This window comes from Myroides oncorhynchi (assembly GCF_020905415.1).
Lineage (GTDB): Bacteria > Bacteroidota > Bacteroidia > Flavobacteriales > Flavobacteriaceae > Flavobacterium > Flavobacterium oncorhynchi_A.
In genome coordinates, this window is record NZ_JAJJMP010000001.1 from 1,536,704 (window position 1) to 1,551,134 (window position 14,431).

Here is a 14,431-nt window from a genome sequence, read left to right on the forward strand (position 1 = left end):
TGGTGTGGGGTATAAGTTTAGTGCTAGGTTCATTTTTTACAGCTTCTTTAACAAGTGAACATTGAATTTTTTTTGATACATTTGGTAAAAACAGAACATTATGTCACATAAAGTAACTACAAGTTGGATAGAAAATATGCAGTTCGAATCTACTAATCCTAGTGGAGGAACGATTAGAATAGATGCAGGACCTGAGAATGGAGGAGATAATATGGGACTTAGACCAAAAGCTCTTATGTTATCAGCACTTGCAGGATGTTCTGGACTAGATATTGCGCATTTAATAAAAAAGATGAGATTAGAAGTTTCTGATTTTAAAATAGAAACGGAAGGGGTGCTTACAGATACTGATCCAGCTACTTATCATACTGTTATAGTAGATTACCACTTTACAGGTGCTAACTTAGAGGAAGATAAATTAAAGAGAGCTGTTGATTTATCTATTGAGAAGTATTGTGGAGTAATGGATATGTTTAGAGAATTTTCGGAAGTTAAAACTAATATTTATTATCATAAAGAGTAATTAATGCGCTGGTATTTAAAAGAAGATCCAGACGAAAACATAGTTGCTCATTTACAAGAGGTTTTAGGTGTTAATGCCATTATTGCTAGGTTATTGGCACAGAGAGGTATTACTAACTACGAGGATGCTAAAAAGTTTTTTAGACCTTCTCTTTTAGATTTGCACAACCCCTTTCTGATGGCAGATATGGATAAGGCTGTTCACCGTATCATCATAGCTAAAGATACTTGCGAGTCAGTATTGGTTTTTGGTGATTATGATGTCGATGGTACTACTTCAGTAGCATTGATGTCTTCCTATTTACATGAGCTTGGTATTCATACACATTCTTATATTCCAGATCGTTATAATGAAGGTTACGGTATCTCTTTTCAAGGAATAGATTATGCCAAAGAGAATGGTATTAAGCTTATTATTGCTTTAGATTGTGGAATTAAATCAATAGAACACGTTGAGTATGCTAAGCATCATGGAGTTGACTTTATCATCTGCGATCACCATCTCCCAGGAGATATTATACCAGCTGCAATAGCTGTATTAGATCCTAAGCGCTCTGATTGTTTATATCCATATAAAGAACTATGTGGCTGTGGAGTTGGCTTTAAGTTGATTCAAGGTATTAATCAACACTTGAATAAGCCATTTGATAATATACAGTCATATTTAGATTTGGTTGCCATCGCTATTGCAGGGGATGTTGTACCAGTCACAGGTGAGAATAGAATATTAGCCTTTTACGGTTTGATTGTTATGAATGCTTCTCCTCGCGAAGGTATAAAAGCGTTAATGAAACTATATAATTTATCTAATTATACTATGAATGACATAGTATTTAAATTAGCTCCAAAGATAAATGCTGCTGGGAGAATAGAGCATGGAAATTTTACAGTCCATTTATTGACAGTTTCTACTGAAAATGAAGCTAATGAAGCTGTCCAAAAAATTGTTGGTATTAATGAAGAGAGGAAGTCTCTTGACCAGGGTATTACTGAAGAGGCATTAAAACAGATTATAGAGACTAAACAGATCAATTCGAAAAGTACAATAGTTTATAGTTCCTCTTGGCATAAAGGAGTAATTGGAATCGTAGCATCTCGTCTTATTGACACCTATTATAGACCTACGATTGTATTTACAGATAGTGGAGAGTATTTAGCTGCTTCTGCTCGCTCAGTAAAGAATTTTGATGTATATCAGGCATTGGAGGCATGTTCAGAATATATTGTACAGTTCGGTGGACATATGTATGCAGCAGGTCTAACAATCAAGAAAGAAAATCTAAAACCTTTTATTCAAAAGTTTGAAGAAGTCGTTACTAATACTATTGAAGAGACGGATTTAATACCAGAAATAGAGATTGATGCTAAGCTTAATTTTTCAGATATAACAGATCAGTTTATTCGTATTTTAAAACAATTTGAGCCATTTGGTCCCAATAATCCTAATCCTCTCTTTTTAAGTAAAAGTGTTTTTGATACAGGTTACGCTAAATTAGCTGGATTGAAAGGCGAACATCTTAAGGCCTCTTTTAAACAGAGAGGGGTTAGTGGTTTTAAGTTTAATGCTATTGGTTTTAATTTTGGTACGACTTATTATGAAAGGATTAAAGAAAAAGATCTTTTTGACATAATTTACGCTATAGAAGAGAATAACTGGAGAAATAAAAGGACTATTCAATTGCAAATAAAAGACATGCAATTGTCATGGTAATTGAATAAAGTGTTATTTTTATCAAATATAAAGCTATTTAACAATCTTAATTTTATAAAAATGAAAATCGCAGTAGTAGGCGCTACCGGTATGGTAGGTGAGATCATGCTAAAAGTATTAGCGGAGAGAAATTTTCCTGTAACAGAATTAATTCCTGTAGCTTCAGCGAAGTCTGTAGGTAAGGAAGTGGAGTTTAAAGGTAAGAAGTATACTATAAAGTCCATGGAAGAAGCTGTTATGATGAAGCCACATATTGCTTTGTTTTCTGCAGGAGGAAGTATTTCTCTAGATTGCGCACCTAAATTTGCAGAGGTTGGAACCACAGTTATTGACAATTCTTCAGCTTGGAGAATGGATCCAACTAAAAAATTAATTGTCCCTGAAATAAATGCTGATTCTCTAACTAAAGACGATAAAATCATTGCTAACCCCAATTGTTCAACGATACAGTTAGTGATGGCATTATCTCCTTTACATAAAAAATATGGGATAAAGAGAGTAGTTGTTTCTACTTATCAATCTATTACAGGTACAGGCGTTAAAGCAGTACAACAGTTAGAAAATGAGTATGAGGGAATAAAAGGTGATATGGCTTATAATTATCCGATTCACCGCAATGCTATTCCTCATTGTGACGTATTTGAGGATAATGGTTACACTAAGGAAGAAATGAAGTTAGTGAAAGAGACTAAGAAAATTCTTAGAGACGATACTGTATTAGTAACTGCTACGGCTGTAAGAATTCCTGTAGTAGGAGGGCATAGTGAGGCTGTGAATATTGAATTTATGAATGATTTTGATCTGGCTGAGGTACGTCGTGTACTACACGATACTCCTGGAGTAGTAGTACAAGATAATAATGATACAAATACGTACCCTATGCCATTGTATGCACAAGGAAAAGACGATGTGTTTGTCGGTCGTATTAGAAGAGATGAGAGTCAAAAGAATACTTTAAATATGTGGATTGTTGCTGATAATCTGCGCAAAGGAGCTGCTACAAATACAGTACAAATTGCCGAATATTTAATTGAAAATAAGCTAGTTTAGTACTAAATATTAGTTTAAAAAAAGCATTAGATAGTATATCTAATGCTTTTTTTGCGTATAATGTGTGAGATTAGTTCATAATGTAGTATTTTTAGGAATATTATGTTTTATTTTTTAACACAAGTGTTAATAACAACTGTATAAGTTGTGAATATTTGGCTTTGTTAGTGTTTTTAATTAGTGACATAATGTTGTAAATTTGAATTATAATTCTCAAAACAAGATTTTATGAGTAAAGTGCTTTTAGTGGATGATCACCCCCTTATTGTAGAGGGCTATGTATTAGCTCTTTCAAAAGAGAAACTTCAATTGGGGAGTTTAGAATTCGAAAAGTCGTTTGACTGTTGTAATGCTAAGGAAATTATTGATCAAACTGTTCAAGATTCTGAACAATTTGATCTTGCTATTATTGACTTTTCACTTCCAAACAAAGAGAACTCCTTATTAAAAGATGGTGGTGATATCGTGGGCTATATTAAAAAGTTAATGCCTAATTGTAGAACTATTATTTTAACAGGCCACACAGAGGTTATTACTATTTATAATATAGTCAAAAATATAAGACCAGATGGATTGGTAAGTAAGCATGAGATAACTCCTGATAATTTATTAGATATTGTAAAGCGTGTGTTGAATGGTGAGCGTTATCAGAGTGATATAGTGAAGCATTGCCTCAATGAAATCGTTAGGAAAGAAGTTATGTATGATGATTATAATAGAGAGATCTTAGTTCTGTTATCTAAAGGTTATAAACTACAAGAGTTAGAGAATCATATTCCACTTTCTAATCCAGCCATAAAGAAAAGATTGGCTAAAATGAAGCATGTATTTGGCGTTTCAGATACGGCAAATTTAATTCAATTAGTACTTAAAGAAGGATTTGTATAAAGTCAATCAAAAGCATCATTTTTAGTTAATGATGCTTTTTTTTATTTTCAGAATATTGATTTAGGGTGTTGTTTTCCTAGAAGTACTGTAACATTCAGCGCGATATTAGTATTATCTATATTGTTTCTAATTATGATAATTGTCATTTTTTAACTTGTTGATGGTTAGTACTTTTAATGTTTCAAAAGAAGTGTTATAAATATGAAAATAGAACAAATATATACAGGATGTATAGCTCATGCAGCTTATTATGTAGAGAGTAATGGTGAGGTAGCGATATTCGATCCATTAAGAGATGTAGAACCATATTTAGAAAGAGCTAATAGCGATCATGCTGTAGTGAAGTATGTTTTTGAGACACACTTTCATGCTGACTTTGTAAGTGGTCACCTTGACTTAATGCAAAAAACTGGGGCAAAGATTGTTTTCGGACCTACAGCTACACCTAGTTATGACGCTATTATCGCTGTAGATAATCAGATTTTTAAGTTGGGTGATATTGAGATTAAAGTATTACACACTCCAGGTCATACTATGGAGAGCAGTACTTATCTTATTATAGATGAAAATGGAAAAGAACACGCTATAATTAGCGGAGACACTCTATTTATCGGTGATGTCGGACGTCCTGATTTAGTACAGTTAGTTAATTCGGCTGTAACGGAAGAGATTCTAGCCAGACATTTATACCAATCGCTTCGTTCTAAGGTAATGGTATTGCCTGATGATGTAATTGTTTATCCTAATCATGGCGCAGGGTCAGCTTGTGGGAAGAATATGAGTAAGGAAACAGTGGATACCCTAGGTAACCAGAAAAAAACAAACTATGCACTTCGAGCGGATATGACAGAAGATGAGTTTGTAGTTGAATTACTAACAGGACTAGCAACTCCTCCTCAGTATTTTCCTAAAAATGTATTGATGAACATTACAGGATATGAGCATTTAGACACTATTTTAGAGCGTGGTAATAAGCCTTTGTCTGTAAGTGAGTTAACAGAGTTAATGAAGAGGGATGAGGTTATTATCTTAGATACACGCAATCCTCAGTCATTCTCAGAAGGATTTGTTCCTAGAAGTTTAAATATTGGATTAAATGGACAATTTGCTGTATGGGTGGGTGAGTTGATTAAAGATATTAAAGCTCCCATTGTATTGATTACTGAAAAAGGCAAGGAAGAGGAGAGTATGATTCGTTTGTCTAGAGTAGGATATGACAATACTATCGGGTATTTAGATGGAGGTTTTGAAGCTTGGAAATCTTCAGGAGAAGAAGTGCAAACTATCAAACGTATTACACCTGCTGAGATGGATAAGTTATATTCTGAAGGTAAAGGGATATTATTAGATGTACGCAAGATCAACGAGTTTAAATCAGAACATCTAGAGGATTCGAAAAGTTTACCACTTAATGCATTAGAAGATAAAATAGATACATTGTCTAAAGATGTTAAGTACATTATCTACTGTGCTGGAGGGTATAGAAGTATGATGGCGGCATCTATATTTTATAAATATGGATTTACTAATCTAGTAGATGTAATAGGAGGATATAATGCTATCAGTAAAGAGAGTGCATTAGACCATACAGACTTTGTCTGTCCTACCTCTATGCTTTAGTAGAAACATCAGATAAATAGGTTATAACTTTTTCAGTTCTAGTTTCATTATTTTTAGTTTTTTGGTTAGTTATATTGTTACGAAAATGTGGTTAAGCGCAGCGAGACTGCGCAACTAGGAGACTAGAATTGGAAAGTTTTTTATAAAAATAAGAGTTACTTGTGTGAAAACAGAGTAGGTATTAATAGCTTTGTTAAACACAATAGAAGTAATATGGCAAAAATAGTTGGATTAGTAGGTGTTGGTCTTATCGGTGGATCTATTGTATTAGATTTGAAAGAGAAAGGCTTCGCTACTAAAGTATTGGTATCAGATCTATCTGAACGCAATGCAAATAAAGCATTAGAGTTGCGTATCGCAGATGAGATAACTGACTTAGATGTATTAATAGAAAGATCAGATATAATAATTATAGCGACTCCAGTGAATGCGAGCGTGAAGTTAGTGTCGTATGTATTAGATAGAGTTAGTGAAGGACAGTATGTGATGGATGTAGGATCTACTAAGTCATTATTGGATAAAGAGGTAGACGGACATCCTCGTAGAGATCAGTTTGTGGCAACACATCCGATGACAGGTACCGAATTTAGTGGACCTGAGGCAGCTTTTAGGGGCTTGTTTAAAGATAGGGTAGCCATTATATGTAACCCTGAAAAATCTAATCCTAAAGCACTGAATGCGATATCTGAATTATATTATCACTTAGAGACACGCATGATATTAATGGATTCTAATTCACATGATGAGCATGTCGGTTATGTATCCCATTTATCACATGCGATTTCTTATGCATTGGCTGTAGCAGTATTGGATAAAGAGAAGGATGATACAGCTATCTTTAACTTGGCGGCTGGGGGATTTGCTTCTACTGTTAGGTTAGCAAAGAGTTCCGTAGATATGTGGTTGCCTATTTTTGAACAAAATGCAGAACATATTTTACCTATTTTAGATACTTATTTAGATAAGTTGACTGAGTTTAAGACTTATTTAGAACAAGGAGATACAAAGAATCTTGCGGGCTTTATTGCTGAAGCCAATCGCATAAAAGACAAATTAAAAAAATAAAGATATAAATGTTAGATAAAACAATGTTTTTGAGTACATTGTTTGTTTAAAACAGATATAAATTATGATAACACATATAGTAATGTGGAGGCTGAAAGATGAAAATAAAGAAGCCAACAAGTTAGAAATGAAAAGACTTTTAGAAGATCTTAAAGGAAAAGTAGATGCATTAGAGTCTATTGCTGTGTCATTTAACGATGCTCAAGCAGATCCTAAAAACTTTGAGGTGATCTTACATACAACGTTTAAAGATTTTGATCAGTTAGATGCTTATGCTAAACACCCAGAACACTTAAAAGTAGTTGACTTTATTAAATCAGTAGTAACAGAGCGCGTAGCGATTGATTACTAATCTGATGAATTCAATAAGATAGTTATTTAGTTATCAATTTTAGTTTAAAAGCAGTTTGTAGTAGTAGCAAACTGCTTTTTTTTGCCTTTTTTTAAACGTTTAGGATACCATCATTATAATTAGTTTATATGTTGATCAGATTATTATATCTTTTTTAGTTACTGATAATTAATAATTTATGATTATTTTTATGTTAATTAGAGGGTGGTGACCTCTCCTAAGTGTTAATTAAAAGCTATAATTATGAAGAAAATTGCATTGTCGTTACTGTGTATGATGTTACCTGTATGGAGGTCTATGCAGATGATAGTATGACAAAACGTGTAACCTACTATACAAGTGGTCAAGTAGAGCAGGAGCGCAACTTTAAACAAGGGAAAGAAGATGGTGTGTCTAAGGCTTTTACAAATGAAGGGAAGATGAAATACGAGAAGACTTTCGTCAATGGGAAGCAGATCGGTAAAGAGGTATCTCTGATATCGTCTAATAATGGTGATTACCTAATAACATGTAGCTATAATGACAAGGGAAATAAGGATGGAGATTATACTGAAGAATGGGCTGATTCTAAGAAACCAAAAGTAAAAGGCAAATATGTAAACGGGCAGAAAGACGGCAAGTGGACTCAATGGACTTCTAGAGGTGAAGTGAGAAAAGAAGAGACGTTTAAGAATGGAGCAGTAGTGAATTAGATTATGGATTTAAGAGTGTATATATCCCTGTTGATAGGATTGGTCTTGGTATGTAGTAGTTGTAAGAAGGGTAGTTCAAGGGATGAAATTAGAAGTTATTTTGATAGTATTAATGAAGCTAAGAAAGAGTTCTTTAGTCATACGATAACTATGGATACTACCACTATAGGAGAGAGATTACGTCTTCGATTACCAACTACTCCTGTTTTCATAAATGGTGTCGAGAAGCAGATACCATTTATGTATTCATGTGATATATGGGAACAAGATGAGAATAGAGCTATGCATTTAAGTGTAGGTGATTTAAGTATAACTGATAGTGAACTAAATATTCAATTCAATCATATATTCTCAATTAAAGAGGAAAGCAATATGAGGGCTGGAGATTTGTTTTTTATTCGTAGTAAAGACCCTCAAGCCATAACTGTAGATGATTTACTAGAAGGTATTGAATACCAAGTATTATATTTTGATAAAGAATGTGTTATTTACCAACAAGGCGAAAATATATATGCACAATTTTTTAAGTATTTTGCTACCGAAGGTGTTTATGCTGTGTTTTATACAGATACATTCTTTAAACTGAGAGGTGAGTACTTACCTGTTAAGCTTGATTTCATCATAGATGACCTAAGGATAGTTAAGGCTTTTTTTAGTCAGAATAAGTTAACTTCTTTTAAAACATGGGACGACTATATGAAAAGTTTTAGTCCGAGTATGTTACAGGCAGTTGAAAAACAAAGACAGTATGTATCTAAGGTGGTGTCTGATATTGTAGATGGAAAAGTGGTAATCAGTGGGCAACAGTATATCTCAATACCTTTAGCAATGGATACTAATAAGGTTTGGGATAGGTTACATAAACAAGCTGTAAATAAAGAGTTTATTTTTGATAGCAATAACTACAAGTTTGATTTTAAGGAAGTAGATTATTGGTACAATAGACAAAATAATATCTCAGTAATTTATAAAGATCACAATACTATTATTTTTAAGTATAAAACATTAAGTCATTCTACCTATAGCTATATTAAGAAAATAACACTAGGAGGTAAGGACTTTCTTTTAGTTGATTATAAGTTTATAGAAAATCCAGAACTATGGAAAACAGAAGCAATGATGATGTATAATCTTCGTATGCTAGAAAGTCTTCCTGAACTTAAATAACGAGATAAAATTAAAGCTCTTAGATATCCTCTAAGAGCTTTTGTTATTTTTATTCTTCCATTTCTCCACAGAGTGGAGTTTCGAAGGTGGTTTTAAAGTCTGTAATGTCTTTTTGCTTAAGCATAAACATTAGTTTAGTAATAGCCGCTTCTGTAGTAATATCTTTACCAGAGATTACGCCTATTTCCTTAAGTTCAGTACTCGTCTCATATTTACCCATGTGCACACTTCCACTAGAGCATTGAGTAACGTTGATTACTTTTAGTCCATTCTTAATGGCATCAGCTAGAGTAGTAAGGAACCATGACTCAGTAGGTGCATTCCCTGCTCCATAAGTTTCAAGTACGATACCCTCTAGGCCCTTAATATTAAGGATAGCTTCTAGTACATTTTTTTGAATACCAGGGAACATCTTTAGAATCATCACATTAGTAGACATTTCTTTATGTACTGTAAATGGTAACTCAGTTGTACTATAGTTTAGCAAATGTTTGTTTATACGCAAGTTAACTCCTGACTCCGCTAGGTGAGCGATGTTAGGGGAAGTAAACGCATTAAATAACTCAGCACTTACTTTAGAAGTTCTATTTCCTCTATATAGTTTGTACTCAAAGTATAGACATACCTCTTGTATTACAGGTACATTGTTTTCCTGTACAGCAGCCACTTGAATAGCAGTGATTAGATTTTCCTTTGCATCTGTTCGCAAGTCGCCTATAGGTAGCTGTGAACCTGTAAGAATAACAGGTTTGCGCAAGTTTTGAAGCATAAAGCTTAAGGCTGAAGCAGAATAAGACATCGTATCAGAACCGTGTAATATCACAAACCCATCAAACTTATCATAATTCTCCTCTATCACTGTAGCCATTTGTCCCCATAACTCAGGTCTCATATCAGAAGAGTCTATAGGGGTCTCGAATGAGTATGTCTCTATCGAGCAATCTAGCATATGTAACTCAGGTATGCGTTCTACTAATTGATCAAAGTTAAAAGCGCGCAAAGCACCCGTTTTGAAGTCTTTAACCATACCGATGGTACCACCAGTATAGATTAAAAGAATAGTAGGTTTATTGTTCATTGTTTTGTTTTAATTTGTTGACAACAGGGTTAGCATACATAGCTAAGAAACCATCTACTACTATCTTATTCTCTTTATCTACACGTAACTCAAGGCGTCTTTCGAATAGTTGCCTCTCTTTTTCGGTGTATTTATCTGCAAATTTATTTGTACCATATACGATATCATATGCAATATAATTCGTAGGCCACAAGTGGTAGTTAGCGATGATAGATTTGTCTATTTCCGTAGCTACAGCCTGCATTTGTTTATTTGTTTTATCTTCTGTTTGTTTTATATACTCAAGTTCTGTATCAAGTACTTTACCTACAGCGATGTGTATGCCTCTTTTTTGACCGATGATACCACTGTATAAGTTGATAAAATCTTCGTTTTTATCTTTGATATAAACTTCGTCATTTGCCTTCGCTAGTAATTGAGGCATTTTAAGAGCATCAGTAGGATCATACTCATAAGAAATAGATACAGGTACAATCTTTACTTTCTTAAAGTAATCCATAAGATTAAACTCATCAGATGCCATTCCGATCATCTTAAGAACCCCTTGGTGAGTTGCATCATTTCCATCTTTAGTACGACCTTCTCTCTGTGCTATCCATACAGATCTGTTTTCTTTAGTAAGTAAATACTGTATGTATTCAGACATCAGTTTAGAACTTTCTAATAATTCTCTAGGTGGTAATCCACGTTTAACTAAGAAGTTTCTGTTTACTTTAGCTAGAGCTAGTAAGAATGATTTTTGTACTAGGTTATCTCCGACTGCAGAAGCCGTCATGACTAGACCATTATCTTTAAGGGCAACATTCAAAAGAGAAGTGTCCATGAGAATATCTCGGTGATTAGAGACATATAGATAAGCTGTGTCTTTATCTAATTTGTCAAATCCAGAAGTGGTTAGGCCATTTGAGCTTTTCTCTAAGATTTTTTGAATTGAATAGTAAGCAAAATCATCTTGAAATTGCTGAATTGATTTAACCTCTCTTAGAGAAGTCATCCATTCTTCTTCTGTTTTGTTAGGAAAAGTATAAGCCATTAGCGCTTTTATCATAGGGTGCTTAGAAATCTGGTATAAGACTTCATTTACCTCGTGATCGTGGTAGTGGCGTATAGAATCAAACTTAGACATTAGTGTAATGTGTTATTATGAACAAGTTAATGTTGTTTCTTATGTTATATTCCAAACACAGCTATTGAATTTGCTGTAGTTTGTCTTGCTATTTCTTCCAAAGGAAGTGCGTAAATATCGGCTAATTTTTCTGCAATATTTACAATATATGTGCTTTCATTTCTTTTACCTCTAAAAGGAACAGGTGCAAGGTACGGAGAATCAGTCTCTAATACGATATGCTCTAATGCTATTTTGTTTAAAAATTGGTCTATTTTACCATTTTTAAAGGTAGCAACTCCTCCTATACCTAGCTTTAAGTTATATGAAATTGCTTTTAAAGCTTGTTCTTCATTCCCTGAAAAGCAGTGGAAAATACCTCTTAGATCATCTCCTTTTTCTCTTTCTAGTACTTCGAACACTTCATCAAATGCATCTCTACAATGGATGTTAATAGGAAGTTTATGTTTCTTAGCCAACTGTATTTGATACTGAAAAGCTTCTTGTTGTATTGACAATGTACTTTTATCCCAGTATAGGTCTATTCCTATTTCTCCTACTGCATAATATCTTCTTCGTGTAAGTTCTGTTTCTACGAAGGCAAGTTCTTGCTTATAGCTGTCTAGTTTTACATCTGTTGGATGTAATCCCATCATAAGGAAAATATTGTCAGGAAATTCCTGTTCTAATTCGAACATTGCTTTTGCATAACTCGAATCTATAGCTGGTATAAAAAAACGTGTAACGCCACTAGATATTGCCCGATTTATTGTTTCTTTACGATCATCTGCAAAAGCATCTGAATATAAGTGTGTATGCGTATCAGTAAAAATCATTTTGAATAGTGTGTTTTTCTAAATTGCTAGATTAATGGTACAAAAGTACCTTTTAAAAAGAATTTAAACTACATTTGATTGATGGAAAACATGAAGGAAATATTAAAAAAGAAGAGATATAAGAAAATTAGGTTTAAAGTATCAAAAACAAATCACCTTTTTGTCTCTGCAAAGATAAATGGTGTGTCTGGAGATTTTATCATTGATACAGGAGCTTCTAATAGTTGTATTGACTTTAGTTATGTCGATTTTTTTAAGATTAGTCCTGAGCATTCTTCTACTAAAGCATCTGGTGCAGGTGCGAATGGGATGCACACTCAAGTAGCCTATCACAACGAATTACAAATGAGTCGCTGGTCTAGTATGTCATTTAATTTAGTAATACTAGATCTTACGCATGTCAATGTGGCCTTAGTAGAGTATAAGGTCAAAACTGTACATGGTATTATAGGCTCTGATGTGTTACTTAATGGAAATGCTATTATAGATTATAAAGAGCAAATTCTCTATCTACAATAAGTGATTATCGCTTAGACTTACTCCATTCTTCAGCTACTAGTTCTAGCTCTTTATACCAGTCTTCTCCATACTTGCGAATTAGCGGGGCTTTAAGGAATTTATATACAGGTACACTTAGCTCTTGACCTAATGTACATGCATCACTACAGATATGCCATTTATGATAGTTAACAGCAGAAAATGAAGAGAATTCTTTAATTCGAATAGGGTATAAGTGACAAGAGATTGGTTTTTTCCAATCAATTAATCCTTCATTATAAGCTTTCTCAATACCACAAAGTGCCATTTCGTTTTCATAGATTACATAAGCACATTCTCCTCCTTCTATTAATGGAGTTTCATATTCTTCATCATCACTATATATTGAGGTACCTTGTTCTTCGATAGCAGCAATACCTTCTGGACGTAAGAAGGGTTTTACTTTATCATATACAGATCTAAGTATTTCTACTTCACCGTCTTCCACAGGAGCACCTGCATCTCCATCAATACAGCACTCTCCTTTACAAGCTGATAGGTTACACACGAATTCTTTTTCAAGAACTTCTTCTGATACTATTGTTTTTCCTATTTGAAACATCTGAATATTATATATAATTGGGTGCAAAATTACGAATCTTTAATCAAATAATTTCTTTTGCTTTTAGTTTAACCTTTTAGAACTACTATTTAGTTTCAATATAAAACACTTGAAGCGAGTTAGTTGTTTATTTGATGACTCTAATTGTTAATTATAAATTTGTTTATAGTGTTAATGTTTTGATTCTAAATAAGCCTATTTACCTTGTTTAGAATTAAAGTATTGTAATTATAAGTCTGGGTTCCTTATAATATTTATCTGATAATGGAATTTAGTGGTTGATATTAGTGCTGTTAAAATAATTAGCATGTATGTTAAAGGATTGCCCTAGTGATGGTTTTTTTGTACTTTCGGGAGGTGAAATCAAATTCTTTATCATTAGAAATGAAAATATTTAGTTACATAATTATTGTATTTGCTGTAGCATTAGTCGTGTTAAACGCCACTAAATTAGACTTTAATAACCTTTTTCAAGGAGATAGTCTTATAGCATTGATTGGTATTGTGGCAGTGCTTTGTGCAGTGTGTATTATACTGATCTATCGTACGTCAAAAATGATAAACGATAAGACAAAATAAATCAGATGGAAGTATTTGATGTTCTTATTATTGGAGGGGGCGTTTCGGGAGTATCATGTGCGCAAGTACTTGGTAGTGCTGTAAAAAAGCCATTTGTAGCAGATAAGAAAGTAGGAATAATCATGCACCAAAAGGCTTCTATGCTCCAAGATGCAATTTTTTATAATGCTTATGGTATTAAACAGGGAACATTAGGGAGTGATTTGTTAGCTCAGTCTATAGAAGACTTGAATTATTATGATCATTTGACTCAAATCTTTGGAGTGAAAGTAACCTCTATTAATAGAACAAATGAATTGTATGAAGTACATACGAATAAAGAGATATTCACTACTAGATTAGTAGTCGTGGCTGTTAATTCTAGTCCTACTTTTGATATAGGAGGTTTGCTAGAATTCGTAGAGCCTCATAAAAAATCATTGGCTAGTAAGAATCGAATACAACTTAAGAATAATGATCATCTAGTAGTAGATGGAATTTATGTAGTAGGGACATTGGCTGGACATAGAAGTCAGTTAGCTATAGCTGCTGGTAGTGGAGCTGCAGTCGCTACAGATATTCTTACACTGTGGAATGATGGTATAGAGACGCATAGTCATGATAGTACACGAGTGAAATAGTTTACTTTAAGTGGGTAATATAAAAAGGTGCTTAAGTTTTTGTCTTA

At 33.5% G+C, this 14,431-nt stretch carries 16 protein-coding genes; 12 read left to right on the forward strand and 4 right to left on the reverse strand.

Annotated elements, in window-relative coordinates; translation table 11 throughout:
• Positions 1-100: 100 nt before the first annotated feature.
• The 9 genes from LNQ81_RS06795 to LNQ81_RS06835 all read left to right on the forward strand — a co-directional run bounded on the left by LNQ81_RS06795 (position 101) and on the right by LNQ81_RS06835 (position 9,067).
• The gene (locus LNQ81_RS06795; protein WP_229945395.1) at positions 101-523 is read left to right on the forward strand and encodes an OsmC family protein; all 423 of its coding nucleotides are present in this window, start codon (positions 101-103) and stop codon (positions 521-523) included.
• Between the two features lie 3 nt (positions 524-526).
• Positions 527-2,233, forward strand: coding sequence for a single-stranded-DNA-specific exonuclease RecJ (recJ, locus tag LNQ81_RS06800; RefSeq protein WP_229945396.1), 1,707 nt, complete (start codon positions 527-529; stop codon positions 2,231-2,233).
• 60 nt (positions 2,234-2,293) lie between these two features.
• A complete protein-coding gene (locus LNQ81_RS06805) occupies positions 2,294-3,283 on the forward strand; it encodes an aspartate-semialdehyde dehydrogenase (protein ID WP_229945397.1) in 990 nt (329 codons plus the stop codon).
• 228 nt (positions 3,284-3,511) lie between these two features.
• Entirely contained in the window at positions 3,512-4,171 is a 660-nt protein-coding gene (locus tag LNQ81_RS06810) for a response regulator (RefSeq protein ID WP_229945398.1), read from the forward strand.
• Between the two features lie 201 nt (positions 4,172-4,372).
• Complete coding sequence (locus LNQ81_RS06815) at positions 4,373-5,791, forward strand: MBL fold metallo-hydrolase (protein WP_229945399.1); 1,419 nt, start codon at positions 4,373-4,375, stop codon at positions 5,789-5,791.
• Between the two features lie 213 nt (positions 5,792-6,004).
• Positions 6,005-6,856, forward strand: coding sequence for a prephenate dehydrogenase (locus LNQ81_RS06820; protein WP_229945400.1), 852 nt, complete (start codon positions 6,005-6,007; stop codon positions 6,854-6,856).
• Positions 6,857-6,920: 64 nt separating this feature from the next.
• Positions 6,921-7,208, forward strand: coding sequence for a Dabb family protein (locus LNQ81_RS06825; RefSeq protein WP_229945401.1), 288 nt, complete (start codon positions 6,921-6,923; stop codon positions 7,206-7,208).
• Between the two features lie 311 nt (positions 7,209-7,519).
• Entirely contained in the window at positions 7,520-7,900 is a 381-nt protein-coding gene (locus tag LNQ81_RS06830; protein WP_229945402.1) for a toxin-antitoxin system YwqK family antitoxin, read from the forward strand.
• A 3-nt stretch (positions 7,901-7,903) separates the two neighbouring features.
• Positions 7,904-9,067, forward strand: a complete 1,164-nt coding sequence (locus LNQ81_RS06835) for a hypothetical protein (protein ID WP_229945403.1) — start codon at positions 7,904-7,906, stop codon at positions 9,065-9,067.
• Positions 9,068-9,116: 49 nt separating this feature from the next.
• Here LNQ81_RS06835 and LNQ81_RS06840 read toward each other — a convergent pair whose 3' ends face one another.
• From LNQ81_RS06840 to LNQ81_RS06850, 3 genes are read right to left on the reverse strand one after another with little or no spacing between them, the layout of a single operon-like run.
• On the reverse strand, positions 9,117-10,145 hold the full coding sequence (locus LNQ81_RS06840) for an asparaginase (protein WP_229945404.1): 1,029 nt from the start codon (positions 10,143-10,145) through the stop codon (positions 9,117-9,119).
• Positions 10,135-11,271, reverse strand: a complete 1,137-nt coding sequence (locus LNQ81_RS06845) for a 1-acyl-sn-glycerol-3-phosphate acyltransferase (RefSeq protein WP_229945405.1) — start codon at positions 11,269-11,271, stop codon at positions 10,135-10,137. Before LNQ81_RS06845 ends, LNQ81_RS06840 begins: the two co-directional genes overlap by 11 nt.
• Positions 11,272-11,315: 44 nt before the next feature.
• On the reverse strand, positions 11,316-12,086 hold the full coding sequence (locus LNQ81_RS06850; protein ID WP_229945406.1) for a TatD family hydrolase: 771 nt from the start codon (positions 12,084-12,086) through the stop codon (positions 11,316-11,318).
• Between the two features lie 81 nt (positions 12,087-12,167).
• On the opposite strand from LNQ81_RS06850, the gene LNQ81_RS06855 reads away from it, so the two are divergent.
• Positions 12,168-12,605, forward strand: a complete 438-nt coding sequence (locus LNQ81_RS06855; protein WP_229945407.1) for a retropepsin-like aspartic protease — start codon at positions 12,168-12,170, stop codon at positions 12,603-12,605.
• 4 nt (positions 12,606-12,609) lie between these two features.
• Here LNQ81_RS06855 and LNQ81_RS06860 read toward each other — a convergent pair whose 3' ends face one another.
• Positions 12,610-13,185 carry a DUF3109 family protein gene (locus tag LNQ81_RS06860; protein WP_229945408.1) on the reverse strand — a complete coding sequence of 192 codons (576 nt, stop codon included), beginning with the start codon at positions 13,183-13,185 and terminating at the stop codon, positions 12,610-12,612.
• Positions 13,186-13,569: 384 nt separating this feature from the next.
• On the opposite strand from LNQ81_RS06860, the gene LNQ81_RS06865 reads away from it, so the two are divergent.
• Both LNQ81_RS06865 and LNQ81_RS06870 read left to right on the forward strand, forming a co-directional pair.
• The gene (locus LNQ81_RS06865; RefSeq protein WP_229945409.1) at positions 13,570-13,764 is read left to right on the forward strand and encodes a hypothetical protein; all 195 of its coding nucleotides are present in this window, start codon (positions 13,570-13,572) and stop codon (positions 13,762-13,764) included.
• Between the two features lie 5 nt (positions 13,765-13,769).
• Positions 13,770-14,384 (forward strand): FAD-dependent oxidoreductase, encoded by a 615-nt coding sequence (locus LNQ81_RS06870; protein ID WP_229945410.1) that lies wholly within the window; start codon positions 13,770-13,772, stop codon positions 14,382-14,384.
• The last annotated feature ends 47 nt before the right edge of the window (positions 14,385-14,431 follow it).

What these genes read in the sequence shown, in the direction of transcription:
- LNQ81_RS06795 (WP_229945395.1), top strand. Translation starts at nt 101, where the DNA reads ATGTCACATAAAGTAACTACAAGTTGGATAGAAAATATGCAGTTCGAA.
- recJ (WP_229945396.1), top strand. Translation starts at nt 527, where the DNA reads ATGCGCTGGTATTTAAAAGAAGATCCAGACGAAAACATAGTTGCTCAT.
- LNQ81_RS06805 (WP_229945397.1), top strand. Translation starts at nt 2,294, where the DNA reads ATGAAAATCGCAGTAGTAGGCGCTACCGGTATGGTAGGTGAGATCATG.
- LNQ81_RS06810 (WP_229945398.1), top strand. Translation starts at nt 3,512, where the DNA reads ATGAGTAAAGTGCTTTTAGTGGATGATCACCCCCTTATTGTAGAGGGC.
- LNQ81_RS06815 (WP_229945399.1), top strand. Translation starts at nt 4,373, where the DNA reads ATGAAAATAGAACAAATATATACAGGATGTATAGCTCATGCAGCTTAT.
- LNQ81_RS06820 (WP_229945400.1), top strand. Translation starts at nt 6,005, where the DNA reads ATGGCAAAAATAGTTGGATTAGTAGGTGTTGGTCTTATCGGTGGATCT.
- LNQ81_RS06825 (WP_229945401.1), top strand. Translation starts at nt 6,921, where the DNA reads ATGATAACACATATAGTAATGTGGAGGCTGAAAGATGAAAATAAAGAA.
- LNQ81_RS06830 (WP_229945402.1), top strand. Translation starts at nt 7,520, where the DNA reads ATGACAAAACGTGTAACCTACTATACAAGTGGTCAAGTAGAGCAGGAG.
- LNQ81_RS06835 (WP_229945403.1), top strand. Translation starts at nt 7,904, where the DNA reads ATGGATTTAAGAGTGTATATATCCCTGTTGATAGGATTGGTCTTGGTA.
- LNQ81_RS06840 (WP_229945404.1), bottom strand. Translation starts at nt 10,145, where the DNA reads ATGAACAATAAACCTACTATTCTTTTAATCTATACTGGTGGTACCATC.
- LNQ81_RS06845 (WP_229945405.1), bottom strand. Translation starts at nt 11,271, where the DNA reads ATGTCTAAGTTTGATTCTATACGCCACTACCACGATCACGAGGTAAAT.
- LNQ81_RS06850 (WP_229945406.1), bottom strand. Translation starts at nt 12,086, where the DNA reads ATGATTTTTACTGATACGCATACACACTTATATTCAGATGCTTTTGCA.
- LNQ81_RS06855 (WP_229945407.1), top strand. Translation starts at nt 12,168, where the DNA reads ATGGAAAACATGAAGGAAATATTAAAAAAGAAGAGATATAAGAAAATT.
- LNQ81_RS06860 (WP_229945408.1), bottom strand. Translation starts at nt 13,185, where the DNA reads ATGTTTCAAATAGGAAAAACAATAGTATCAGAAGAAGTTCTTGAAAAA.
- LNQ81_RS06865 (WP_229945409.1), top strand. Translation starts at nt 13,570, where the DNA reads ATGAAAATATTTAGTTACATAATTATTGTATTTGCTGTAGCATTAGTC.
- LNQ81_RS06870 (WP_229945410.1), top strand. Translation starts at nt 13,770, where the DNA reads ATGGAAGTATTTGATGTTCTTATTATTGGAGGGGGCGTTTCGGGAGTA.